The organism is Catenulispora sp. GP43 (assembly GCF_041260665.1).
GTDB lineage: Bacteria > Actinomycetota > Actinomycetes > Streptomycetales > Catenulisporaceae > Catenulispora.
This window is the reverse complement of record NZ_JBGCCT010000011.1, coordinates 67,917-91,788: the sequence shown is the minus strand read 5'-3', so window position 1 is coordinate 91,788 and position 23,872 is coordinate 67,917. Positions and strand designations below refer to the sequence as shown.

Annotated in this window: 19 protein-coding genes; 10 read left to right on the top strand and 9 right to left on the bottom strand. The window is 70.3% G+C overall.

Translation table 11 applies throughout. The features are described from left to right. Positions 1 to 4: 4 nt before the first annotated feature. From ABH926_RS23200 to ABH926_RS23175, 6 genes are all read left to right on the top strand, one after another. Entirely contained in the window at positions 5 to 2,389 is a 2,385-nt protein-coding gene (locus tag ABH926_RS23200) for a hypothetical protein (protein ID WP_370367818.1), read from the top strand. Further along, positions 2,386 to 4,824, top strand: coding sequence for a glycoside hydrolase family 95-like protein (locus ABH926_RS23195; RefSeq protein ID WP_370367817.1), 2,439 nt, complete (start codon positions 2,386 to 2,388; stop codon positions 4,822 to 4,824). Before ABH926_RS23200 ends, ABH926_RS23195 begins: the two co-directional genes overlap by 4 nt. Continuing rightward, positions 4,821 to 5,756: a carbohydrate ABC transporter permease gene (locus tag ABH926_RS23190; protein ID WP_370367816.1), complete on the top strand. Its 936-nt coding sequence runs from the start codon at positions 4,821 to 4,823 to the stop codon at positions 5,754 to 5,756. The genes ABH926_RS23195 and ABH926_RS23190 overlap by 4 nt, the downstream gene beginning before the upstream one ends. A gap of 83 nt (positions 5,757 to 5,839) precedes the next feature. After that, positions 5,840 to 6,637: a carbohydrate ABC transporter permease gene (locus tag ABH926_RS23185; protein ID WP_370368013.1), complete on the top strand. Its 798-nt coding sequence runs from the start codon at positions 5,840 to 5,842 to the stop codon at positions 6,635 to 6,637. Positions 6,638 to 6,646: 9 nt separating this feature from the next. Further along, positions 6,647 to 8,827, top strand: a complete 2,181-nt coding sequence (locus ABH926_RS23180; RefSeq protein ID WP_370368012.1) for an alpha-galactosidase — start codon at positions 6,647 to 6,649, stop codon at positions 8,825 to 8,827. A 4-nt stretch (positions 8,828 to 8,831) separates the two neighbouring features. Continuing rightward, positions 8,832 to 9,869, top strand: a complete 1,038-nt coding sequence (locus ABH926_RS23175; RefSeq protein WP_370367815.1) for an NAD(P)-dependent alcohol dehydrogenase — start codon at positions 8,832 to 8,834, stop codon at positions 9,867 to 9,869. Positions 9,870 to 9,885: 16 nt separating this feature from the next. Here the strand turns inward: ABH926_RS23175 and ABH926_RS23170 are convergent, their stop codons facing one another. Next, entirely contained in the window at positions 9,886 to 11,112 is a 1,227-nt protein-coding gene (locus tag ABH926_RS23170; protein ID WP_370367814.1) for a Dyp-type peroxidase, read from the bottom strand. Positions 11,113 to 11,209: 97 nt separating this feature from the next. Here ABH926_RS23170 and ABH926_RS23165 point away from each other — a divergent pair, with 97 nt between their 5' ends. Continuing rightward, complete coding sequence (locus tag ABH926_RS23165) at positions 11,210 to 12,535, top strand: right-handed parallel beta-helix repeat-containing protein (RefSeq protein ID WP_370367813.1); 1,326 nt, start codon at positions 11,210 to 11,212, stop codon at positions 12,533 to 12,535. A 16-nt stretch (positions 12,536 to 12,551) separates the two neighbouring features. Here ABH926_RS23165 and ABH926_RS23160 read toward each other — a convergent pair whose 3' ends face one another. Next, entirely contained in the window at positions 12,552 to 13,298 is a 747-nt protein-coding gene (locus ABH926_RS23160) for a hypothetical protein (protein WP_370367812.1), read from the bottom strand. Between the two features lie 211 nt (positions 13,299 to 13,509). On the opposite strand from ABH926_RS23160, the gene ABH926_RS23155 reads away from it, so the two are divergent. Further along, the gene (locus tag ABH926_RS23155) at positions 13,510 to 16,089 is read left to right on the top strand and encodes an SdrD B-like domain-containing protein (RefSeq protein WP_370367811.1); all 2,580 of its coding nucleotides are present in this window, start codon (positions 13,510 to 13,512) and stop codon (positions 16,087 to 16,089) included. A 309-nt stretch (positions 16,090 to 16,398) separates the two neighbouring features. On the opposite strand, the gene ABH926_RS23150 is transcribed toward ABH926_RS23155, so the two are convergent. The 3 genes from ABH926_RS23150 to ABH926_RS23140 are packed head-to-tail and all read right to left on the bottom strand — an operon-like array spanning position 16,399 to position 18,296. Beyond that, positions 16,399 to 16,962 (bottom strand): TetR/AcrR family transcriptional regulator, encoded by a 564-nt coding sequence (locus ABH926_RS23150; RefSeq protein ID WP_370367810.1) that lies wholly within the window; start codon positions 16,960 to 16,962, stop codon positions 16,399 to 16,401. Then, positions 16,959 to 17,321, bottom strand: a complete 363-nt coding sequence (locus tag ABH926_RS23145; protein ID WP_370367809.1) for a DUF1304 domain-containing protein — start codon at positions 17,319 to 17,321, stop codon at positions 16,959 to 16,961. Before ABH926_RS23145 ends, ABH926_RS23150 begins: the two co-directional genes overlap by 4 nt. 57 nt (positions 17,322 to 17,378) lie before the next feature. Then, positions 17,379 to 18,296, bottom strand: coding sequence for an alpha/beta hydrolase (locus ABH926_RS23140; protein ID WP_370367808.1), 918 nt, complete (start codon positions 18,294 to 18,296; stop codon positions 17,379 to 17,381). A 120-nt stretch (positions 18,297 to 18,416) separates the two neighbouring features. Between ABH926_RS23140 and ABH926_RS23135 the strand changes: the two genes are divergently transcribed. Continuing rightward, positions 18,417 to 18,863: a MarR family winged helix-turn-helix transcriptional regulator gene (locus tag ABH926_RS23135; RefSeq protein ID WP_370367807.1), complete on the top strand. Its 447-nt coding sequence runs from the start codon at positions 18,417 to 18,419 to the stop codon at positions 18,861 to 18,863. Positions 18,864 to 19,027: 164 nt separating this feature from the next. Here ABH926_RS23135 and ABH926_RS23130 read toward each other — a convergent pair whose 3' ends face one another. Continuing rightward, the gene (locus tag ABH926_RS23130; protein WP_370367806.1) at positions 19,028 to 19,477 is read right to left on the bottom strand and encodes a cell wall-binding repeat-containing protein; all 450 of its coding nucleotides are present in this window, start codon (positions 19,475 to 19,477) and stop codon (positions 19,028 to 19,030) included. Between the two features lie 116 nt (positions 19,478 to 19,593). Further along, positions 19,594 to 20,850: an alpha/beta hydrolase gene (locus tag ABH926_RS23125; RefSeq protein ID WP_370367805.1), complete on the bottom strand. Its 1,257-nt coding sequence runs from the start codon at positions 20,848 to 20,850 to the stop codon at positions 19,594 to 19,596. Between the two features lie 114 nt (positions 20,851 to 20,964). Between ABH926_RS23125 and ABH926_RS23120 the strand changes: the two genes are divergently transcribed. Further along, positions 20,965 to 21,510: a MarR family winged helix-turn-helix transcriptional regulator gene (locus ABH926_RS23120; RefSeq protein WP_370367804.1), complete on the top strand. Its 546-nt coding sequence runs from the start codon at positions 20,965 to 20,967 to the stop codon at positions 21,508 to 21,510. A 69-nt stretch (positions 21,511 to 21,579) separates the two neighbouring features. Here the strand turns inward: ABH926_RS23120 and ABH926_RS23115 are convergent, their stop codons facing one another. Both ABH926_RS23115 and ABH926_RS23110 read right to left on the bottom strand, forming a co-directional pair. After that, positions 21,580 to 22,617, bottom strand: coding sequence for a YncE family protein (locus tag ABH926_RS23115; RefSeq protein ID WP_370367803.1), 1,038 nt, complete (start codon positions 22,615 to 22,617; stop codon positions 21,580 to 21,582). Between the two features lie 170 nt (positions 22,618 to 22,787). Further along, a complete protein-coding gene (locus ABH926_RS23110; RefSeq protein ID WP_370367802.1) occupies positions 22,788 to 23,783 on the bottom strand; it encodes an NAD(P)-dependent alcohol dehydrogenase in 996 nt (331 codons plus the stop codon). Between the last annotated feature and the right edge of the window lie 89 nt (positions 23,784 to 23,872).

The window sequence follows — 23,872 nt, the reverse complement described above, 5'->3', positions numbered from 1 at the left end:
GCCCATGAACGCCATCAGCCGCCGCGCGGTGATCGCCGCGACAGCCGGGGCCGCCGGCGCGGCATCGGTCGCCGGTATCGCCCTCGCGGCTCCTGCTTCCGCCGACCAAGCACCTGACGAGGGCTGCGGGTCCGGGGTCCGCTGGCCGGACGTGAAGCGCCAACTGGCCGCCGTGAACCCGCACGTGACCGCCCCGATCCAGAAGGTCGTCACCAACAAGTACACACCCGGCATGTTGCTGGGCAACGGCGACATCGGCGTGGTGGTCGGGGACTCCTCGGCCACCCAGCAGACCTTCCACTTCGGCAAGAGCGACTTCTGGGGCAACAACCGCAAGACCACGAACCCGCTCGTCTGGCAGAACTCGATCCTGCCGGTCGGCGCGCTCACGGTCGCCGCGCCCGGTGCCACCGCGGCGCCCACGGGCTACTCGATGGTCACCGACATCGGCGCCGCGCAGGTCACGACCGTGCTGCCGCTGGCGAACGGCACCCTCACCCTGACCTCCTGGACCGCCGACCACGACAACGTCCTGATCACCGAGATCTCCTCGGCCGACGGCGACGCCGATCTCACGCTGAACGCCAGCGTGGTGCTCCCCGTCGACCCGGCGTATCCGTCGGCGTCCGGCGCGACCGGCGGCGCGTTGTGGCTGACCCGGCAGAACAACGCCGTCGGCTACGGCGACGTCAGCTACAAGGCATCCGTCGCCTCGGCGACCGTCCTCATGGACGGCTCCCTCACCGCCGACGGCGCCTTCGTCCTCCCCGGCGGCGGCGAAGCGGTCCTGCTGACCGTGTTCCGCTCACACGGCCAGGACCTCTCCGACCCGACCCCGGCACCGACCCCCGACGACCTCCGTGACCAGGCGATCGCGGCGGCGACGTCGATCCGCGGCCGGTGGCTGTCCGAAGCCCGCGCCACACACCGCGCGTTCTGGACCGACTTCTGGACCCGGTCCAGCGTGGTGCTCGGCGACTCGCAGCTGGAGTCCTTCTACTTCAACGCGCAGTACGTCCTGGGCAGCGGGACGCGCTCGGGCGTGCACAACCCGCCGTCGCTGTGGGCCGCCTGGACCACCAACGACACCCCGAACTGGGGCGGCCGCTACTTCCTGAACTACAACGAGGAAGCCCTGTACTACGGCGCCTTCTCCTCGAACCACGCCGACCTCTCCGAGCCGTACCGGCGGATGATCCTCAACGAGGTCGCCTGGCAGCGCAACATCACGCACGGCGCCGGGTATCAGGGCACAGCGTTCCAGCGCAGCCTGCCGCCGTTCCACCTGTACCAGACGCCCCCGGCGCCGGTCCCGGTCGCGGCGGCCAAGAACTACACCAAACTGCCCGCTGACCAGAAGTCGAACGGCACGTTCGGCGCGCTGCCGCTGATCTGGCACTGGGAGTACACCCGGGACCTGGACTACCTCCGCGACGAGCTGTACCCGCTGCTGAAGGAGCTGGACGCGTTCTGGCGGGACTTCGCCGTGTGGGACGGCATGCGCTGGATCTTCCAGCACACCTCCGCGCACGAGGGCGGCGACGACACCAACCCGAACCTGGACCTCGGCTTCGCGCGCAAGGTGATCAACACCCTGCTCGACACCTCGGCGGTGCTCGGCGTGGACGCCGATCTGCGTCCGGTCTGGCAGGACTTCCTGGCCAAGCTGAGCGCGTACCCGACCGGGACCTACAACGGCGTCACGGTCTTCTACACCGGCGAGATCATCGACAACCCGGGGCTGCCCACCACCTTCGAGCCCGGCAACCAGCCGATCAACATGGAAGGCGTCATCTTCCCGGGCGAGCAGTGTTCGATCGGCGGCGACGCGATGCTGCTCCAGTACGCGATCAATTCTCTGACACAGATGAACTCCTGGGGCGTGACCCCCGGCGGCAACTCCAACAACGGTTTCTGCAAGGAGTTCGTCATCGCGGCCCGCGTCGGCTGGCCGGCCGAGGACCTGCTGCAGAAGCTCAAAGCCTCCATCGCGTACCTGTGGCGGCCCACCAACAACACCGTCTTCCAAGGCGGCGGCGGAGTCGAGACCACCGGCACCACCGAGGCGCTGAACTCGATGCTGATGCAGAGCGAGGGCGGCGTGATCCGGGTGTTCCCGTGCTGGCCGGCGGCGCGCGACGCGTCCTTCACCCTGCAGGCCAAGGGCGCGTTCCTGGTCAGCGCGGCGCAGCGGGCCGGGGCGGTCGCCCAGGTGCGGCTGCACAGCCGGGTCGGCGGCGACGCCACGCTCCAGCTGCCCTGGAGCTCCGGATCGGCCCGGGTCGTCGACGAGTCCCGCGGCGGCCGGGTTCCGGCCTCCGTCTCGGGTGGCCGGGTCACCTTCCGCACCATCGCAAACCGCACCTATCGCATCGAGGAGGGAAGATGAGCAGCATCGGAAACCCGCTCGTCGGCCGGCGCACCTTGCTGGGCGCGGCGGCGGCCGGGGCCGGCGCGGTTCTCGTGGGGGCCGGCGCCGGAACGGCGGGCGCTGCGGGCGCTGCGGGCGCTGCGGACGCCACCGGAGTCGGGGCCGTCGCCGGCATCAGCTGGCCGGCCGTCCAGGCCCAGCTCGCCGCCGTGAACCCGCACGTCGCCAAGCCGATCTCCGGCGTCGTCACGAACAAGTACACGCCGGGCATGCTGCTGGGCAACGGCGACCTCGGCGTGGTGGTCGGCGATTCCTCCGCCACCCAGCAGACCTTCGCCCTCGGCAAGAGCGACTTCTGGGGCAGCGACCGCAAGACCGCGAGCCCGGTGACGTGGCAGCCCTCGATCCTGCCGATCGGGACGCTGACGGTCGCGGCGTCCGGCGCGAGCGCGGCCTCCAGCGGCTACTCGATGACCACCGACCTGGCCGGGGCCGCCGTCACCACGGTGCTCGCGCTCTCGAACGCCACCATCACGCTGAAGTCCTGGACCGCCGACAACGACAGTGTCCTGATCACCCAGCTGTCGTCGAAGACCGGCAGCTCCTCCGTCACCCTGACGGCGACGGCGGTCCTCCCGGTGGACACGGCGTTCCCGGCCGGCGCGGGCGCACTCAACGGTACCCAGCTGTGGCTGACCCGTCAGAACAACACCTCCGGCAACGGCAACGTCAGCATGCAGGCCACCGCCGCCTCCGCGACACAGCTCGTCGGCGCGAAGTTCACCAAGGTCAGCAGCTCGAAGACCTCGTCGCAGACCTCTGCCACCGGCACCTTCACGCTGGCCGGAGGGGCGACGGCGACGCTGGTGACGGCCGTCCGCTCGCATGCCCAGGACGTCTCCGACCCGACCACCGCGCCGACCCCGACCCAGCTGCGCGACCAGGCGGTCAGCGCGTCCAACGCCATCAACGCCGCATGGATCAGCAGCGCCGCGAGCACGCATGCCGCGTTCTGGCAGGACTTCTGGACCCGCTCCAACGTGGTGGTCGGCGACTCGCAGCTGGAGTCCTACTACTTCAACGCGCAGTACGTGCTCGGCAGCGCGACCCGGACCGGCGCGCCCAACCCGCCGTCGCTGTGGGGCCAGTGGCTCACCAACGACACCCCCAGCTGGGGCGGCCGGTACTTCCTGAACTACAACGAGGAAGCCCTGTACTACGGCGCCTTCTCCTCGAACCACGCCGACGCCTCCGAGCCCTACCGCCGCATGATCTACAACGAGGTTCCGTGGCAGCGGAACGCGATGCACAGCGCCGGGTATCAGGGCACGGCGTTCCAGCGCAGCCTGGCACCGTTCCACATGTACGAGACCGCTCCTGCCACCGTCCCGGTCGCGTCCAGCAAGAACTACACCAAGCTTCCCGCCGACCAGAAGTCGAACGCCACCTTCGCGGTGTTGCCGCTGATCTGGCACTGGGAGTACACCCGGGATGCCGCCTACCTCCAGAACCAGCTGTATCCGCTGCTGAAGGAGCTGGATGCCTTCTGGCGGGACTTCGCGGTGTGGGACGGCAAGCGCTGGGTGTTCGAGCACTCGTCGGCCCACGAGGGCGGCGACGACACGAACCCGAACCTGGACCTCGGGTTCGCGCGCAAGGTCGTCAACACTCTGTTGGAGACCTCGGCGGTCCTCGGCGTGGACGCGAACCTGCACAGTACCTGGCAGGACTTCCTGACCAAGCTCAGCGCCTACCCGACCGGGACCTACAACGGCGTCACGGTCTTCTACACCGCCGAGGTCATCAACAACCCGAGCCTGCCGGACAAGTTCGAGCCGGGGAACCAGCCGATCAACATGGAAGGCGTGATCTTCCCGGGCGAGCAGTGCTCGATCGGCGGGGACGCCAACCTGCTCCAGTACGCGATCAACTCCCTGACTCAGATGAACTCCTGGGGCGTGACGTCGGGAGGCAACTCCAACAACGGCTTCCCCAAGGAGTTCACCATCGCGGCCCGCGTCGGCTGGCCCGCAGAGGATCTCTTCCAGAAGTTCAAGGCCTCGATCGCGCACCTGTGGCGCTCCAGCAACGACACCGACTTCCAGGGCGGCGGCGGCATCGAGACCTCCGGATCGATCGAGACGCTGAACTCCATGCTGATGCAGAGCGAGGCCGGGGCGATCCGGGTCTTCCCGTGCTGGCCGGCGGCGCGGAACGCGTCGTTCACCCTGTTGGCCAAGGGCGCTTTCCTGGTCAGTAGCGCCATCAGCGGCGGCACGGTGGCCTCTGTGGGGCTCACGAGCCAGGCCGGCGGCACCGCGACGCTGGTCCTGCCGTGGAGCACCGGAACGGCGACCGTCACCGCGAACGGGTCCTCCGTCCCCGTCACCGTCTCCGGTGGTCGGGCCACCTTCGCCACCACGGCGGGCACCACGTACAAGGCCACCCCATGACATCGCTGCAAGGCTCGCTGCCGGGTACCCGGCGACCCGTTCGGAAATCCGCACGAATCCGGCGCTCGAACCTGGGGTACTTCCTCGGGTTCGGCGCGCCGGGGCTCCTGTTCTACGCGTGCTTCGTGTTCGCGCCGTTGGTGCTGAGCGTCGGCTACAGCTTCACGAACGCGGACGCGTTCCTGCCCAACACGAAGTTCACCGGGCTGCACAACTACGTGAAGCTGCTCGGCGACCCGGACTTCCGCACGCAGCTGCGGGTCACCACGGTCCTCACGCTGATCGTCGTGATCGTGCCGAACGTCGCGGGCCTGGCGATCGCGGTGCTGCTGAACCGGAACGGCCGGCTCTACCGCGCGCTGCGGACCGTGTTCTTCGTGCCGGTGGTGCTCAGTTCCGTGGTCGTGTCAGTGGTCTGGCAGGCCATGCTGACCGACGGCGGACTGCTGGACACCGTGCTCGGCTCGATGGGGGTGAAGCATCCGCCGGGGTGGCTGTCCGATCCGTCGATCGCGCTGTATTCGGTGGGATCGATCGCGAGCTGGCAGCTGCTCGGGTTCTGCACCGTCGTCTACCTCGCGGGGCTGCAAGGGGTACCGGACGAGCTTCTGGAGGCTGCCGCGATCGACGGCGCCGGCCGGTGGACCCGGTTCCGCCGGGTCACCTGGCCGATGCTGGCGCCGGCCCTGACCATCAACACCGTGATGCTGCTGATCACCGGCTTCAAGACCTACGACTACGTGCAGGTGATCACGCACGGCGGCCCGGGGACCGGGACCACGGCGACGGTCGCGTACGGCGTCATCCAGACCGGGTTCACCGAGAACAAGACCGGGATGGCCTCGGCGATGGCGGTGCTGATGCTGATCATCGTCGCGGTGGTGTCGAGCGTGGCGCTGCGGCTGCTGCAACGACGGGAGGTGGAGCTGTGACGGCGGTGGTCGAGAAGACAGAGCGGGCGGCGCGAGTCCAGTCCGGCCGGCGTGACGAGTCGCGCGCGCCGTGGGTCCGTCCCCTGGTCGCGTTGATCGTCACCGCGGTCTTCGCGGTGCCGCTCTACCTGGTCGTGGTGAACGTCTTCAAGCCCGGCGACCACATCACCGGCTCGCCGGCCTCCGTCCCGTGGCCGCCGACCCTGGACAACCTCAAGGCCGCGTTGGACCGCCCCGACAACCTCTACTGGGACGGCCTGCTCAACAGCGTCGAGATCACGACCGTGTCGATCGTGGTGCTCGCGGTGCTGTCGGCGATGCTCGGCCACTACCTGGCCCGGACGCCCAGCCGGTCCGCCCGCGTGACCCTGCTGGTCCTGCTGGCCGGGCTGATGATCCCGCCGCAGGTGATCCTGGTGCCGGTGGTGCGGATCCTGCGGCTGACGCATCTGATGACGACGCTGACCGGCATGGTCGCGTTCAACGTCGGCTACTACATCCCCTTCGGCGTGTTCGTGTTCGCCGGGTTCATCCGCTCGATCCCGATCGAGCTGGAGGAGGCCGCCGCGCTGGACGGGGCCGGGCGCTGGCGGACGTTCTGGACGGTGGTCTTCCCGCTGCTGCGTCCGGCCACCGCCAGCGTGCTGATCTTCCTCGGCGTGTGGATCTGGAACGATTTCCTGGATCCGCTGATCATCCTCGGGCCGGTCGGCGGGACGACCGTCACCGTCGGCGTCTACCGGGCGCTCGGCGAGCACCAGTCGAACTACGGGCAGCTGTTCGGGCTGATGTTCCTGGCGGCGCTGCCGGTGGTCGTCTTCTACTTCCTGTTGCAGAAACACTTCGTCAAGGGCCTGACCGGCGGCGCGGTCAAGGGCTGAAAGGGAATGATGACGCTCATTCGGTCGATTCCCGGGGCCCGGGCCTGGCTGGTCACCGCCGGCGGCTCGTGCGCGGTGCTGCGGCTGGACGGCCGCGACCGGCTGCTGTCGGCGCACTGGGGACGAGGGCTCGAGCTGGAGCAGGCCGCGGCGCTGGTCGGGGTCGCGGCGCCGGTCCCGGCCGGGGTGTCCGCACCCGGGTTCGGCGCGGTGGGTCATGGCGGCGCCTGGCCCTTCGAGGAGGACGTCGAGGGACCGCTGGAACTCGCGGCCGGTGCGGCCTTCCAGTTCGGCCACGCCCAACTGGCCGTGCGCTTCGCCGACGGAACCCGCGACCTGGAGTTGGACTTCGTCAGCGCTCTGATTGAGAACCCCGGCGAGGACACCGCGGAGCTCGTCCTGGGCTTCGCCGACCGCCACTATCCACTGGCTGTGGAAAGCCGTCACCGGGTTCGCAGGGGTAGTCCGGTGATCGAGCGGCGGCTCGCGGTGCGGCACACCGGATCGGCCGGCGCGCAGGCCATCAGTATCCTGCGAGCCGACGCCGCTTCGTGGACCCTGCCGCCGTTGCCCGACTATCGCCTGAGCCAGGTCCGGGGCCGCTGGGCCGCCGAAACCCGGCTGCACCGGTCGTCGCCGCCGTTCGGCGAGACGCTCCTCACCAGCCGCCGCGGCATCACCGGCCACCACGCCAACCCGTGGGTGATGATCGACGACGGCACCGCGGGCGCGACCCACGGCCAGGTCTTCGGCTGCGCCCTCGCCTGGAGCGGCAGCTGGCAGATCACCGTCGAACGGACCTCGGCCGACCGTGCCGTGGTGGCCGCGGGCTCCGGGCCGGACGGCGCCGTGTGGTCGCTGGCCCCCGGCGAGGTCCTGACCACGCCGGTCAGCGCCGGTATCTGGACCGACGGCGGCTTCGACGCGGCTTCGCAGGCCTGGCACGCGTACGTGCTGGACCACGTCCTGCCGCATCCGGAGGAGCTGCGTCCGGTGGTCTACAACTCGTGGGAGGCGACGGGGTTCGACGTCTCCCTCGATGGACAGCTGGCACTGGCCAGGCAGGCGGCGGACCTCGGCGTCGAACTGTTCGTCATGGACGACGGCTGGTTCGGCGCCCGGACCTCCGACCGCGCGGGCCTGGGGGACTGGTGGCCCAATCCGGACCGCTTCCCCGACGGCCTCACCCCGCTGGTCAAGGGCGTCCGAGAACTGGGCATGGACTTCGGGCTGTGGGTCGAGCCGGAGATGGTGAATCCGGACTCCGATCTGTACCGCGAGCATCCCGACTGGGTCCTGCACCAGCCCTTCCGGCAGCGCAGCGAACACCGGAACCAGCTGGTGCTGAACCTGGCGCGGCCCGATGTGGCCTCCTGGGTGCACGGCCGGCTGGACCAGCTGGTCGCCGAGAACGACATCGGCTTCCTGAAGTGGGACATGAACCGGCCGTTCACGGAGGTCGGGTGGCCGGAGGCCGGCGAGGGCGGAGGCGATCTCGTCTGGCGGCGGTATGTGGAGAACCTGTACGCCTTGCTGGACAAGCTGCGCGCCGACCACCCGGCGCTGCGGATCGAGTCGTGCAGCGGCGGCGGGGGCCGGCTCGACGCCGGGATGCTGGCCCGGGTCGACCAGGTGTGGACCTCGGACAACACCGACGCGCTGGACCGGCTCGCGATCCAGGAGGGGTTCGCGCAGGTGTATCCGGCGCGCGTGATGTCGGCGTGGGTGACCGACTCGCCGAACCCGCACACCGGCCGCCGCATCCCGCTGGAGTTCCGGTTCCACGTGGCGATGGCCGGCGTATTGGGGATCGGCGGCGACCTCGCGGAGTGGAGTGAGGCGGAGCTGGCGACGGCGCGCGAGATGGTCAGCGCCTACAAGCGGATCCGTCCTGTCGTGCAGCACGGAGTGCGGTACGCGCATGGCAACGCTTCCGGGGACCTGAGCGGAGTCGAGTACGTGACCGCGGACCGCTCCGAAGCCGTGGTCTTCGTTTATCGGCGCGAGCGACGGTTCGCACATATGGAACGGCCGATCGTGCTGCGCGGTGTCGATGCCGCCGGCCGATACCGCGACGTGGGGAGCGGGATCGTGCACCACGGCGCGGTGCTGCTGAGCCGAGGACTGCCGATGGCCCTCGGCGGCGGAGACCCGATGAGCACGATGGTGCACCTGGTGCGGGAAGGATGAGGCGATGCGCGCGGTACAGGTAGTCGGGTTCGGGCAGCCGGTCTCGGTCGTGGACGTGCCGGAACCGGTCATCGAGGATCCGCAGGACGTGGTCGTCCGCATCGCGGGCGCCGGCATCTGCCGCACCGACTTGCACATCGTCGAGGGCGCCCTGGAGGCGGCGTTCGCGCAGCGACTCCCGTTGACGCTGGGCCACGAGAACGCGGGCTGGGTCGCGGCCGTCGGCGCGGGGGTGTCGCACCTGGCGGTCGGCGACCCGGTGATCGTGCACCCGGCGGTCACATGCGGGTTCTGCGATGCCTGCCGACGCGGTGCGGACATGCACTGCGCGACGTGGCGCTTCCCAGGCGTCGACGGTCGGCCTGGCGGCTACGCGGAGCTGATGCGCACTTCGGCGCGGGCGTTGGTGAAGCTGGCGCCCGATGCCTCGCCGGCCCGGCTGGCGCCGTTCGCCGACGCCGGGCTCACGGCGATGCACGCGGTGCGGCGGCTGGCGCCGTTCGCGGACCTGGGTGCGACAGTGGTCTGTCTCGGGTCGGGCGGCGTCGGGCAGATCGCGGTGCAGCTGCTGAAGATCCTGACGCCCGCCCGCGTGGTGGTGGTCGAGCCGGACGAGGCGCGCGCCCGGACTGCCCGCGACCTCGGCGCGGACGACGTCATCGCGTTGCCTGCCGAGTCGGCGGCGGACGCCGTCTTGGACCTGACTGGCGGACGCGGCGCGCAGGCGGTGCTCGACCTGGTCGGCGAGGGCGCGGTCCCGGAGCAGGCGCTGCGCATGCTCGCCAAGGGCGCGGTGTACTCGATCGTCGGCTACGGCGGCGGGGTCCGCATCGAGCACCTCGACATGATCAACAGGGAGCTGACAATCCTCGGCAACCAGATCGGGACGCATGCCGAACTCAGTGAGCTGATGGCGCTGGCGGCCGCCGGCCGTGTGACGCTCGGTACGGAGACCTTCCCGCTGGAGGCGGCCGCCGAGGCGATGGCGGCCGTTGCCGCCGGTCGCGTGGCCGGCCGGGCGGTGCTGGTGCCGGGGATGTGAGGCTCAGCCGAGAGCCTCAGCCGAACAACGTCGATCCCAACGGATGCTGCTGATCGAAGCCGGGCAGGATCAGGAACGTCGCGCTCGCCGTGGTCGTGGTGAACGCCAGGAGCGCGTCGGAGTCGTCCATGTGCGTGAGCGTGGCGGTGAAGGTGTGCAGGTCGTTCTGGAAGCTGATGAACAGCAGCCCGGGACGCGGATCGTCGATGCTGTACGAGCGCCGCTGCATCAGGCCGACCCCGACCACGTTCGCGTGCGCGCGGCGGGCGTGGGCGTCGGCGGGGATGAGGTAGCGGCCGTCCGGGGTCTTGGCGCCGAGGTCCGGGTTCGTGGCGATGCTGCCGCCGGACAACGGGACGCCGCTGTCCCGGCGCCGGCCGAAGACCGCCTCCTGCTGCGGAACGGACAGCGCGGCGAAGCTCCGCAGATCGAGCTCCATCCGCCGGACCACGGCGATGGTGCCCCCGGCGACCGGAGCCGGACCGGCCAGCCACAGGTCGCCCTGCTGCTCGGCGGTCGTGGCCGGCCCCACGATGCCGTCGAGGAAGCCGAGCAGGTTCCGCGGCGCGGTCCGTCCCGGCCCGACCGGGGTGTTCGGGCCGCGCCGCGCGGACTGGCGCCAGCGTTCGGCGAGGCGCGTCCCGGCCTGGTCCAGCAGCGCGGCGGCGGCGACCGGCAGGACCAGCGCGTCGCTGGCGCACAGCTGGATCAGCAGGTCTCCGCCGCGCGCCTGCGGGGCGATCTGTTCGCGGGAGAACTGCGGGAGGTCGGTCGTCCCCGGCAGCGCGGCGCCGGCCGCTTGGGCGCCGGGTGCCTTCTGCACGAGCCGGGGCCCCACCCCGATCGTGATGGTCAGATCGCCCGGGGCCAGGCCCAGCATTCGCGGTTCGGTCCCCGCGGTGAGCGCGAGGACGGTCTGGCCGAGTTCGGCGAGGAGCGGTCCGGGCGCTGCCTTGTCATCGAGGTCTGCGACCAGGGCCAGGAGATTGGGCTGCGCTGGTTGGGGAGTGGTGATGCCGGCTTGGTAGCGCCCCGTCGGCGGTACCGGTGTGTTGGCGGCGGCGACGGTGGTCGTCGCTGTGCCAGCGGCTGCGGCGGCCGCGTCGTGCGGCGACTGGGCTGCCGAGGCCTGCGTGGAATGCGCATCGCACCCCGCGACCCCGCCGACGGCCATCACGGCTCCGGCGGTTCCAGCGGTTCCGAGGAACGCGCGGCGGGACGGTTGCGGGTCGGCTCGGCGCACATCGTAGAGACTGCCACACCGTCCGGCGGTTGGGTGAATCCGAGTCCTGAATCGCCTTATCGTGCCAAACTGGGCCGTGCCACATTTGAGTTCTCGCGTGTGCGCCGTGCTCGGCGTCCTGACGGTAGCGCTGGCCGGCTGTGCCAGCGGCGGTTCCGGCCACTCGTCGACGGCGGGCAAGCGTCCGTCCGGGACCCACGTCACGATCCACGTACCGGCCGACGCCCCCACCATCTCCGACGCGGTCGCTCTGGCCAAGCCCGGCGATCTCGTGTTGGTCGCCCCGGGCACCTACCACGAGATGGTGCGGATCAAGACGCCGCAGATCACGCTGCGCGGCGAATCGCGGGACAAGGTCGTCATCGACGGGCAGCTGCAACAGGCCGACGGCGTCGTGGTCACCGCGCCCGGCGTGGCGGTGGAGAACCTGACGGTGGAGGACAACACCCAGAACGGCGTCCTGGTGACCGGCTCGGCGCAGGCCGCGGCCGGCCGCTCGGAGTCCGGCGGCGACTACGACACGGGCAACGAGCCGGTCACGTTCCTGAATTCCTTCCTGGTGTCCTACGTCACGGCGACCCGCAACGGCCTCTACGGCATCTACGCGTTCTCGGCGCAGAACGGGGCCATCGAGCACTCATACACCTCGGGCGGCGCGGACTCGGGCATCTACGTGGGGCAGTGCAAGCCGTGCCACATCGTGGTCCGGGACAACATCGCCGAGCTGAACGCCGTCGGCTACGAGGGCACGAACGCCAGCGGCGACATGTACGTCGTCGGCAACCGGCTGGTCGGCAACCGCGTGGGCCTGACCACGGACTCCGACCACCAGGAGAAGCTGCTGCCCCAGCAGGGCGCGACGGTCGCCGGCAACCTGGTCGCGGCCAATCAGCAGCCTGCGACACCCGAACAGGCCGACGGCGGCTGGGGCATCGGCATCGGCATCGACGGCGGCAGCGCGAACCAGTTCCTGCACAACCGCGTCACCGGCAACACCGACGCCGGCCTGGTGATCACCGCGACCCAGGACATCCCACCGAACGACAACCAGATCCTGGACGACACCTTCGCGGCCAACGGAGTGGACGTCGGCTGGACCTTCCCGACCGCGACCACGGGACAGGGAAACTGCCTGCGCGGCCAGGCCCTGCACACGGCCCCCGCCGACCTCGGCACGGCCGCCACCGCCTGCCCCGCCGCCCACCAGACCCCGTCCCCGTCGGGCACGTGGAACGCGCCGAAGCCGCCGGGCGGGATCCCGTTCACCGACGTGGCCGCCCCGCCGGTGCAGCCGCAGTTCCCGAACGCCGCGGGGGCGCCGGCCACGGTCGTGCCGGCGACTCCGGCGGTGCCGGACACCGGTGGGGTTCAGGTGCCGACGGCGGATTTGCTGGCGGGTACGGCGCTGGTGCAGACGTCGTGAGGATTGGTCGCGGCGGTCAGCCCTGCGCAGCTGTCGGTGTCGGCGGCACCGCCATGTACTTCTGCGTGTCGAACTCGATGACAGCAGGCTGATCCTCCGAGGCCAGCCCGGCCTGCACCCGATACATGGTCCCGTCCGCATCGATCCAGTAGCGCACGGTTCCGGCCGTCGTCGCCGTCCCGGCCGTACCCTGCGCTGCCGGGCCGGTCATGATGTCGACCTGCCGGCCGCCCACCTGATCGTGCCCGGCCCACATCGCGCCGTTCTGCGGCAGCAGCTGCGCGTTGTCCGGCCGATCGCTGCCCAGGTTGAGCGCGATGGCCAGGGAACTGTCCAGCGAACTGCCGGTCTGTTGCAGCCGCCGGCTGTACCAACCGGTGCCCGGCGGTGTCGCGGGCGCGGTTGCCGGTGTGTTGGGCATCGGATCGACGAGCACTGATGTAGCGCTCCACTCGATCAGCCCGTCGCTGGAGGTGTCCCGCCCCGTACCGTGCACCACGCCGTAGCCGAGCTTGGCGCGGTAGTCGATCGAGCCGGTGACGACCAGGTCGCCGGCTGTGCCGGGCACCGTGATGGTCACCGCGCGGCCGCCGGTCTCGTAGTTGCGGAACCGGGTGATCGCCAGGCGGTTCGCCTCGTCCGAGGTCAGGGCCCTTGCTCCGCCGCCGCCTCCGGATCCGCTCGTGGCGGCCGCCACCACGACGCCGGCCGCCGCGATCGCGACGACACAGGACCCTGCGATGAACCAGCGTGCTTTCGGCATGGCTCGTACCTTACGGGGCGCCGCGCCGAGCCGGTGTCCGGTTCGTCTGAAACACCTGTTCGTAAGGTCTTTTCAGGGGCCGAGCGATACAATGCTCTGATTCACTGCGGCGGTTCAGTGGCACCCTCGCCCCCGGCGCGCAGCACCTCGGCCAAGGCTTGGGGAACCCACGGACCGGCGTGTCTGGTCTGGAGAAAAAAGGATATCGGGCATGAGCGAAGCCGGTAGAAAACGGGCACGGCCACCCGGCGGGAGAGCCGGACGGCTGGGCCGGGTGGGCCTGGCGACTCTGTTGACGGTGGGTGGCGCGACCGGAGCGATTGCGAGCGTGGCGCCTGCGGCTTCGGCCGCCGGCGCCGACGGCGCGCTGACCGTCCAGGTGCTGCGGGACTTCTTCGGCACGGGCATCATCAACGCCACCATGGACACCCCCCAGCAAGGCATGGACGTCGGCGTCACGGACGCGGCGGGCCACGAGGTCCAGGGGGTGACCGACGCGACCGGCAAGTTCGTCATGACGGCCTCGACGGTCCTCACCGGCGGCCGGTACCGCGTCGATGTCACCATCCCGGCGCCGTACAACGGCTACTTACAGGCCGCGCCGGCATCGACGCAGGCCGACCACTTCGACAGTTTCACCACGTACGTGGACCTCACCGGGGGCAAGAAGGCCTCGGTGATCACCGGAGTGTGGAACCCGGCGGACTACACGACGCCGGATCACAAGTACTACGCCCCGGTGCAGACGCCCGCCGTGTCGACGAGCGGCACCCCGGGCGACCCCAACGGCCGCGCGCTGGTGGCGGTCGATCCCGCCGCGCGGGGGACCTGTACCCCGCCGACGAACTGCCCCACGGTGCTCAACACGCAAGGCGAGGTCGGCACGACGTGGGGCCTGGCGTACGACAGGTATCAGAACCGCATCTTCCAAAGCGCTTTTGCAAAGCGCTACACCGTCTACGGTCCTGATGGCGGCGGCGCGATCTACACCACGCCGACCGACGGCTCGTCCGCGCCGAAGCTGTTCGCGACCGTCCCCGCTGCCGCGGTGACCGATCACGGCGCCGTCGACATGCGCAAGGACCCGCTGTTCACGAACGCGCCGGGCGAGGAGAGCGTCGGCGGTATCGCGCTGTCCGAGGACGGCAAAACGCTGTACGCGGTGAACCTGCTGACGCGTTCCCTGGTGAGCTTCGACGCGACCGGGGCCACAGCCTCGGACCCGGAGGCGACGGTGCCGATCCCGGATCCGGGATGCGCGGCGCCGACCGACTGGCGCCCGTTCGCGGTCGCCGCACACGACGCCAAGCTGTACGTGGGCGGAGTCTGCGACGCGGAGAGCACCCAGCAGCGCGGTGACCTCAAGGCCGTCGTGTACGCGTACGACGGTTCCACCTTCACCAAGGTGCTGACCCAGGGGCTGGACTACCAGCGCGGTGAGGTCATCAACGGGGTCCACACCGCGTTGTCCGACCACTGGAATCCGTGGAACACCAGCCTGGCGACGTGGGACCAGCGCATGGGCTACAACAACGTGTACATCGATCCGCAGCCGGAGTTGGCCAGCCTGGCCTTCACCCGCGACGGCTCGATGATCGTCGGGTTCCGCGACCGGTTCATGGACGTCATCGGCGCCGGCGGTCTGGACCCGCGGCCGGGGAACAACACTCCGGAACAGGGCATGTCCGGCGGCGCCATCGACATGGCCTGCTCCGCGCCGAACGGCGCCTACGACTGGGAGGGCACCGGCGACTGCCCCAACCACGCCACCTACGCCAACGACGGGCACAAGCCCGCCGGCGTAGTCCAGTACTTCCCCGGCGACTTCTTCGACCCGAACCACACGGGTCAGGGAGAACACGAGGATGCCTCCCAGGGTTCGGTGGCCTACGTCCCGCAGCAGCAGTGGGTGGTCAGCACCGAGCTCGACCCGGCCCTGCAGGTCAGCTCGGACGGTTTCGGCTACTACGACGTGACCACCGGCATCGGCCCCGGCCAGAACGACCCGGCGAACGGCTACCAGTTCGTCGGCCCGAACGACAACGCCTTCGGCAAGGCCGGCGGCCTCGGCGACATCGCCTACACCGCCGCCAACGCCCCGATCCAGATCGGCAACTACGTCTGGTTCGACGGCGACCACAACGGCGTCCAGGACGCGCACAGCACCAACGAGGTCCCGCTCGCCGGCGCCACGGTGAACTTGCTGGACGCCGGCGGCAAGCAGGTCGCCACCACCACGACGGACGCGGCCGGCGAGTACTACTTCGGCGGCGTCGGCGCGAAGTACCAGCTCACCCCGGGCGCGAAGTACACGGTGCAGTTCGACGTGTGCACGGCCAAGACGGACAACGTCCCCGGCCAGCCACCGGCGAGCGCGCTGCGCTTCACGCTCCCGCTGGTCGGCACCGACCGCGTCCACGACTCCAACGTGGTCCCCCCGACCACCGGCGAGCTCTGCGACGGTTCGGCCCCGGTCACCGCCCCGGCCAAACCCGGCGGCGTCGACCACACGATCGACGCGGGCGTCTACATCCCGGCGCCGACCCCGCCGCCGAGCTCCACCCCGCCCACGACGACACCCCCGACGAGCAAGCCGCCGACGACTCCGCCCACCACCCCGACCACGCCGACCACCCCGCTCTCGACGGCCTCGTCGTCGAGCTCGGGCGGCCTGGCGCACACCGGTGTGGCGGACTCGCTGCCGGAACTGGTGCTGATCAGCATGCTGCTGCTCAGCACCGGCGGCGCGATCGCCTGGAGCAGTCGGCACCGCCGCGCCGGAAAGCACTGAGGCGCGCGGCCTGCTCGCCGGCCAGTGCTGCGGCGGACGGGTAGGCCGTTGATCGGTTCGATGGAATGGCAGGCGCCGTCCGCACGATGGTTGTGCGGGCGGCGCTTCGGATGTCAGAGGTGCTGAATACCCTGATTCCATGACCAAATGCTCAGAAGAGACCAAAGCCGGCAGGCCGTGCTCGATCGATGCGCGGCCCTCCGGCCGGTGCCATGTCTCGGCGCAGGCTCACGGGCATCGTCGGTTCAGCGTTGCTGGCCATGCGGGCCCAGGTGTGGCCTGATGCCGAAGTGAGCGCAGCGACCAGCCTCAGCCCAACCGCACACTGTGCAGCGCGATCAGCAACCGCCACACCCGCCCCGCGACCTCCGTCGCCGTACCGGGCACCAGACCGTGCAGCCAGTCGGCGAGCACCCCCGTGAACGTGCCGGCCACCGCCGCCGCGACCAGCTCCGCGTCGGGCGCTCCGGCCAACTCCCGCTCCGTGCGACTTCGTTCCCTGAGGTCCCGGTGCAGCACCAGCCCCAGCGGGCCGCCTCCGCCTGGCGTCAGCAGTGCCGTGTAGACCGTGCGATGCTGCTCCAGCCCCTCGAAGAAGGTCTCGAGCGGTGGCGGCGGTGCGGCCGGATCCGGGATTCCACGCCAGGCGTGCAGTGCCTCGACCGCTTCGCGCACCACGTCCGCGCAGGCATCGACGGCGAGTTCCTCCAGCCCGGTGTAGTGGAGGTAGAACGTCGCGCGTCCCACTCCCGCGCGCTGCGCCACCTCGGCGACGCTGACCTCGCTCAGCGGCTGCTCGGCACACGCCTCGAGCAGCGCCGTCCGCAGGCGGCTCCGGGTGCGCGCGGCGCGGGGGTCCTGGACACCGCTCATCGCGCCAACAGTACCGCCGCCAGCGCCAGTGCCCCGGGCAGGGCCTGTGCCAGCAGGATGCGGCGGTTCGCCGTCGCCGCGCCGTAGAGGCCCGCGATGACGACGCAGCTTGAGAAGAACACCTTCGCGGCGAAGGCGGTGGGGTCGTCCGCGACCAGGCCCCACACGAGGCCGGCCGCGAGGAAACCGTTGTACAGGCCCTGGTTCGCGGCCAGCGGTGCGGTGGCGCGGGCCATGTCGGCGTCGAAGCCGGAGAGGTCGCGGCCTGGCTTCTTCTGCCACAGGAACATCTCCAGGACCAGGAAGTAGGCGTGGAGGGCTGCGACCAGGGCGATGAGCACGTTCGCTGTCGTCTGCACGGGTCCACCTTTCTAGACGTGTGTCCAGAATAGATGGACACCAGTCTAGAAAGCTAGTTAGGCGACGGCGACGGCAGTTCGCGCGGCGTGCAGCTGCGCACTCAGGAAGCGCGCGGCGCGGTCGAGGGCTTCGTCCGCCTCGTCGAGGTGACCGAAGTGGTGCTGGAAGACGTGCGGCAGCTCGCGCCCGACCTCCAGCGTGACCTCGACGTCGTCGGCGCCCGCCCGGCCGGCCAGCCGGATCGCGTCGTCGAGCAGGAGCTCGTTCGCGCCGACCTGGATCAGCAGCGGCGGGAGCCCGGCGAGGTCGGCGAACAACGGACTGACCAGCGGCTGCGAACGGTCTCCCGCGCCGATGTAGAGGTCTGCGTAAGCGCGGAGGTCGGCCTCGATGAAGATGGGATCGGCATCCTGCTTGCCGTGGATGCTCGCGCCGCTCAGGGTGAGGTCGGTCCAGGGCGAGAAGACGACCGCGCCGGCCGGCTGCGGCAGCCCGGCGTCGCGGGCGGCGAGCAGCGTGGCGAGCGCCAGGCCGCCACCGGCCGAGTCCCCGCCTATGACGATGTCGCGAGGGTCGATGTCCGCCTCCAGCAACTCGCGGTAGGCGGCGAGCCCGTCCTCGACGGCCGCGGGGAACGGGTGCTCGGGCGCCAGCCGGTAGTCGACCGACGTCGTCCGGAGCCCGGCACGGCGCGCCAGTTCGCCGACGAGCCTGGCATGGGTGTCCGGGGAGCCGATGACGTAGCCGCCACCGTGCAGGTAGAGCAGGTGGCCGCGCTCGGACGCGCCCTCCGGCGTCAGCTCCAGGGCCGGCCGGCCGCCGAGCACGGTCCGCCGGGTGGCGACACCCTGCGGTGCGGGCCCGCCGATGGCCCCCGCGAACCCGCTGCGCTGCTCCTCGACGGTGGGCGGGGTCTCGCTGCGCGGGGCGGAGCGGAGGAGGGCATCGATGACTTCACGCTGCTGACGGGACATGGTCGGGCCTCCGTGGTTCGGACCTGGGGTCGGATGCGAGAATGGATTCCTTGGAATCCATCTGTCTCCAGCTAACCACATTCCAGGGAAGAGGATTCCTTGGAATCTATCGGAGGACCTGTGAGCCGCGTCACACCGATCTTCACCGACCTCGTCCGCGTCGAGACCCGCCTCTACAACGCGCTGAGCGCGCGCCTGCGCGACGAGCGGGGCGTCAGCCTCGGCCAGTACGAGTTCCTGGAGATCATCGACCGCATCCCCGGCTGCCGCGTCCTCGACATCGTCGCCGACGTGGCGATCACCGTAGGCGCCGTCAGCAAGGCCGTGGACCGCGTGGTGGCCGCGGGCTGGTGCGTACGCGTCCCGCACCCCCAGGACCGCCGCTCGTCGGTGCTGCGCCTCACACCCGAGGGCGAGAAGACGCTGGCCGCTTGCCGACCCGTCGTCGAGCACGAACTCGCCGCGCTGACGGCGACGGTGCCGGAGGCGGACCTGGCGAGGATGGGCGCGACGCTGGCCGCGCTGCGCGCGACGCTCGAGGCGAGCGCACAAGGGCAGCAGAGCTGAGGGTGGTCCCGCGTTGGGAAAGCAGTCGGCACCGCCGACCGCCGCCAGGATGATGCCTGCCGACGCGATCGAGCGGTGCTGCTGCGAACGACGCTGAGTGCTGATAACAGCATCAGCGCCGATGAAGGTTCGGCCCCGATGAAAGGCCCAGCCCCGATACCTGCTCAGCCCTCGTGCACAACCTGATAGCTGGCGGTCGCCGGGGGCATCACCTGGTCGTCGGTCAGCACCACGACCGTGTGGTCGTGGCCACCGGCGACCGCGCCGGCCGACAGCGCGTCGGGGATGTTGCCGCCGGTGGCCACCAGAACCGTCTGCGGATTCGGGTCGATCGTGTCGGCGATGGCGATCGACGTGGCGTAGCGGTTGTCCCCGGCGATGCGCTGGAGGTGGTAGCCGAGTCCGGACAGCTTGGAGGCGACGGCGGGCGAGATCGCCTTGCCTCCGCCCAGCAGGTAGACGGTTCCCCCGGCGGGCAGGATCCGCTTGATCTCGGCGAGCGTCGTGGCCGGCAGCGAGTTCGTGTCCGTGATCAGCAGCGGCCCGTTCTCGTGGGCGCTGAGGGCGGAGCCGCCGAGGGCGTCCGCGAACAGGTCCGAGCGCGACAGCGTCACCGACTTGGCCTGTGCGCGCTGGCTGTGTATGAGTTCGGCCGGGTTCCGTATGAGGAGCCCGGCCGGATTCCGTAACAGTGGCCTCAGCAGCGGCCTCAACAGCGGCCTTCGTGAGGTCAGCCCTGCCGGCTGCCCACGAGTTCGGTGGGCACGCCCCCGAGCCACCATGTGGGATAGGCCGTGCCGTCGGTGACCCCGCCGTCGCTGTGGACGTAGTGCCGCACGTCGCGCCCCGGCTCGCGGAACTCGCCGTTCAGGGCCCGCTCGAGCCATTCCGCGCCGTAGCGGAAGACCTCGGCGGCGGCGCCTCCCAGCGGATGGAATTCGTTCTCGTAGACCCGCATCTCCTTCGGCGCGCGGATCCGCTCGTAGGAGGCCAGGGCCTGCTCCAGCTGGGTGAGTTCGTCGAACTCGCCGATGCCGTACAGGACCGGGCAGGCGATCCGCTCGACGAGGTCGCCGAGCGGCATGCGGGCGGCCAGGTCGCGGTCGAAGGCGTCCTCGTCGGAGTAGCCCGCCATGTACATGTAGTTGTTCTTGAACGTGGGCTGGGCGCGCTCGAAGATGGTGGTGAAGTCGCCGGTGACGGCCTCGAAGGCGGCCAGCGCGGCGAGCCGGCGGTCGGCGGCGGCGGCCCGGGAGCCCCAGTAGCCGCTCATCGAGATGCCGAACATGCCGATCCTGCCCGGGTCGACCTCCGGCAGCGAGACCAGATGGTCGATGTAGCGGCTGATCGCCCGCTCGTAGTTGGACAGGTCGACGGTGAGCCCGTTGGCCCTGGTCTCGCCCTGCCCCGGGCCCTCGATGGACAGCGCCACGATCCCGCGTGAGGTGTAGTACCGCTCGGCGGCGTAGATGTAGTCCTCCTTGATCATGTCCATCCCCGGCCCGAGGATCACCGCCGGGGCACCCTGGACCTCGCCGGCCGGCAGGTGCAGCAGGCCGAAGATCTGGCCGCCCTCGAAGTCCAGCGCCACCCGGCGCACGCGGCCGTCGCGCAGCGCCCCCAGGCGGGCCACGCAGTGGTTGGCGTGCACGCGGAAGGCGAGCTTGCGCGGGTCGGCGGCATCGAAGATCGAGTACTGGGCCCGGCCCCACATCACCGCGGCGCGCACGTACAGGTCGGCGGCGGTCTGGGCGAAACCGCCCCGCTCGTGGTGGGCGGCGCGCGCCTCGGCCTGCCCGGCCACGGTGGCCCAGGCCTTGGGCAGCATGGCTCCGCTGCGCACCAGGTCGAAGACCTTGTCGAAGTCGGTGTGGTCGTGGCCGAGCTGCTCCAGGGTGCCCTTGGCCTGCGGGTGCAGGGCGTCGAAGCCGCCCTGGGCGAGGGCGATGTCCAGAGCCCAGGTCTGTCCGGTCGAGCGAATGGTCATGACGGTTGTCCTCTCGGTGTCGGCACTCGGCGAAGAGCCTAAGTACTTAATCATTAAGTACTTAGGTTAAGCTCGGTGTCAACTCGCCGCACCTCGTACCCGGAAGGCCGCCTCATGCCGGAGCAGCAACCCAGTGATGACGCTCGCGATCAGGATCGCGGCCAGGATCGCGGCCAGGCGCCCGGCCAAGCCCGCGGCCAGGCTCGCGGCCACGCTCGCAGCCAAGCTCGTGACCAGGCCCTCGACCGTCTCGCCCGCGCCGCCTACAGCCTCAGCGCCGCCGACTCCCGCCTGCGCGGCCGCGCCACTCGCACCCCCGGGGCCCTCTCCCTCACCCACGCACGAGCCCTCCGCGTCCTCGCCGAGGCCGGCCCGCAGTCGATCAGCCAACTGGCCGCGGCCACCGAGACCACCGGAGCCGCGACCACCCAACTGGTCAACGGCCTGGCCGCGGCCGGATACGTCACCCGCGAACGCCCCGTCGGCGACAAGAGGTCGGTCCTGGTCGTCCTCACCGCTACCGGCCGGCAACGCCACGACGAGCGGCAAGCGGTCCTCAACCAGGCCCTGGACACCGCGCTCGCACACCATGACCCGGCCGCCTTGGACGTCGCGACCGAAGTGCTGCGGACGCTGGCCGCCATCTACGACGAACTCTGATAAGAAGGAGGCCGCACGCGCGACGGCTTTTCGCCGTCACGCATGCGGCCCTTGGCTCCAGCCGGCGTCTTAGGAGATGCTGATGACGTTCAAGGTCGGTGTGGACGACGAAGGCGTCGACGGGGTCGAGACGGCGAACAACTCGGATCCGGACTGGTTCCAGGCCAGGCCGTAGACCCCGAAGCCGCTGAGTTGGTAGGTGCCGGTCGGATTCGAGGTTCCGGGCCGGAACAGGTAGACCGACGGGCTCGTGGCATAAGTACCGAAGGCGATGGTGCCGTTCGCGGGTGCGACGGCTACGGAGCCCGGGTACGCGCCGGTCTGGTAGGTGGCGTTCTCGCTCATGCCGCTGAGGGTGAGCTCGCTGCCGTGGTACGGCGCGCCGCACGCCGAGACCACGTCGGCGCCGTCGGCGGTGACGGCCAACTGCGAGAGGTTCTCGCAGCCGTCCGACTGCGACCAGGGGTCGGACTTCGCGACGGGCACGGGCGCACCGGTCGAGACGTCGAAGGACTCGATGACGGACGGGCTCATGCCGCCGTCGCCGGCCACCAGAACGTTGGGCGCGCTGGGCGACGCGGCGAGGACGGGTGCGTTGTAGAACGTCGACTCGGCGGTCGTGGCGACGGTGAGGGCCGTGGGATCGAGCACCCCGATCCCGGACTGGCCCGAAGCGCCGTAGCTGAACCAGACGTCGTGGCCGACGACGGCCAGATGCCGCGCATCGTGGCCGGTTCCGGTGAAGTAGAGGGCCACCTCCTGCAACGTGGAGGTGTTGACCGCGGCGATCTCGTCGGTCCCGCCGATCGCGGCGTAGAGGATGCCGTCACCTCGCGACAGCGCCAGCGCGGTCGCGCCGTCGAGCGAGGAGAGCGTACTGACCGGCCGGCCGGCGAAGTCGGCGACCGCGACCGGATCGGACCCGGCCCCGGAGACGAAGACCTGGTGATGGGCGGAGTCGGCGACGATGGAGGAGAACCCGGTCAACGGGAGCGCGGCGGCGCTCGTCGGACCGGTGGCGGCCACGGCGGGGCCGGCCAATGCGGTGAAGAGGACGGCCGCGGTGGCGGCGCTGAGGGCTCCTGCGGACTTGAATCGGATACCCAAGACAGACTCGATACCTTCCGTGCGAGTGGTGCGTTCGCCGCGCCGGCCTGCGGGGCGGATCCGACCCGAGCGGCGGCGGCGTGACGCTTCGACCTGTCGTTGCGGATCCACGCTATTCGCAGAGGTCTGATATGGCTAGGGGTTTTTCGAAGACGTGTTCGAGTCGCTGTTCACTCGCGATCGTCGGTCTGGCTCGGTCCGACAGATATGGCGATCTTTCCTCTGACCTCTCCCGCCGCCAGGCGTGCCACGGCCTTGGGCGTATCGGCCAGCGCGTACGTGGCTTCGACGGCGGGCGTCACCCGGCCTGCCTCGATGAGTTCGGCGAGCGTCTCCATGTCGCTGTGTCGCTGCTTGGCGATGAACGTGGTGAGGCGCTGGCGTACGAACGGAGACAGTGTCAGTGCTCTTGTCTGGCGGCCGAGGCCCAGCCACTTTCCGGCGACTGCGCCGCCGACGATCACCAGCGTGCCGCGCGGAGTGAGCGCTCTGCGCAGCCGCGACAAGCTGCTGTCGCCGCCGATGTCCACGATGAGGTCGTACCGGCGGCCGCTGTCGACGAAGTCAGTCCGCTGATAGTCGATGACATGGTCCGCGCCGAGTGATCGGACGAAATCCGTCTTCTCGGTACTGCACACCCCCGTGACCTCTGCGCCGAAGGCTCTGGCGAGTTGCACCGCGTAGCTGCCCACTCCACCGGACGCGCCGATGACGAGCACGTGCTGACCGGCGCGGAGGCGTCCGACGTCGCGCAGGCTTTGGAGCGCTGTGACCCCGGAGACCGCGATGACCGCCGCCTGCTCGAATCCCAGTCCCGCCGGTTTGTGAGCGAGTCTGGTCTGCTTGGCGGCCGTGTATTCGGCGAAGGAGCCCCGGCCGACGCCGAACACTTCGTCGTCGACGGCGAACCTGGTCACCGCGGCGCCTACGGCGACGACCGTGCCGGCCACGTCCATGCCGGCGACCCGGCCGCGCGGGCCGCGCAGTCCCAGGCCCAGGCGGACGGCGTAAGGCTGCCCGGCCGTGAAGAGCCACGTCCCGCGGTCGAGGCCGGCGGCCCGTACCCGGATGAGCACCTCGTCGGGCTTGATCGGGGGCCGATCGATCTCGGCCGGCCTGAGGACGTCGAGGGCTGAGCCGTACCCGTTCTGGACGATCGCGCGCATCTCGGCAACTCCAACCTTACTTAGTACGACGTACTTAGTACGGTACGCTGGCCGGCGTCCTTGTCAACCGCCATCGTCCGAGCGGGAGC

What these genes read in the sequence shown, in the direction of transcription:
- ABH926_RS23160 (WP_370367812.1), bottom strand. Translation starts at nt 13,298, where the DNA reads ATGCCGAAAGCACGCTGGTTCATCGCAGGGTCCTGTGTCGTCGCGATC.
- ABH926_RS23195 (WP_370367817.1), top strand. Translation starts at nt 2,386, where the DNA reads ATGAGCAGCATCGGAAACCCGCTCGTCGGCCGGCGCACCTTGCTGGGC.
- ABH926_RS23150 (WP_370367810.1), bottom strand. Translation starts at nt 16,962, where the DNA reads ATGAGCGGTGTCCAGGACCCCCGCGCCGCGCGCACCCGGAGCCGCCTG.
- ABH926_RS23190 (WP_370367816.1), top strand. Translation starts at nt 4,821, where the DNA reads ATGACATCGCTGCAAGGCTCGCTGCCGGGTACCCGGCGACCCGTTCGG.
- ABH926_RS23125 (WP_370367805.1), bottom strand. Translation starts at nt 20,850, where the DNA reads ATGACCATTCGCTCGACCGGACAGACCTGGGCTCTGGACATCGCCCTC.
- ABH926_RS23180 (WP_370368012.1), top strand. Translation starts at nt 6,647, where the DNA reads ATGACGCTCATTCGGTCGATTCCCGGGGCCCGGGCCTGGCTGGTCACC.
- ABH926_RS23140 (WP_370367808.1), bottom strand. Translation starts at nt 18,296, where the DNA reads ATGTCCCGTCAGCAGCGTGAAGTCATCGATGCCCTCCTCCGCTCCGCC.
- ABH926_RS23155 (WP_370367811.1), top strand. Translation starts at nt 13,510, where the DNA reads ATGAGCGAAGCCGGTAGAAAACGGGCACGGCCACCCGGCGGGAGAGCC.
- ABH926_RS23200 (WP_370367818.1), top strand. Translation starts at nt 5, where the DNA reads ATGAACGCCATCAGCCGCCGCGCGGTGATCGCCGCGACAGCCGGGGCC.
- ABH926_RS23120 (WP_370367804.1), top strand. Translation starts at nt 20,965, where the DNA reads ATGCCGGAGCAGCAACCCAGTGATGACGCTCGCGATCAGGATCGCGGC.
- ABH926_RS23110 (WP_370367802.1), bottom strand. Translation starts at nt 23,783, where the DNA reads ATGCGCGCGATCGTCCAGAACGGGTACGGCTCAGCCCTCGACGTCCTC.
- ABH926_RS23175 (WP_370367815.1), top strand. Translation starts at nt 8,832, where the DNA reads ATGCGCGCGGTACAGGTAGTCGGGTTCGGGCAGCCGGTCTCGGTCGTG.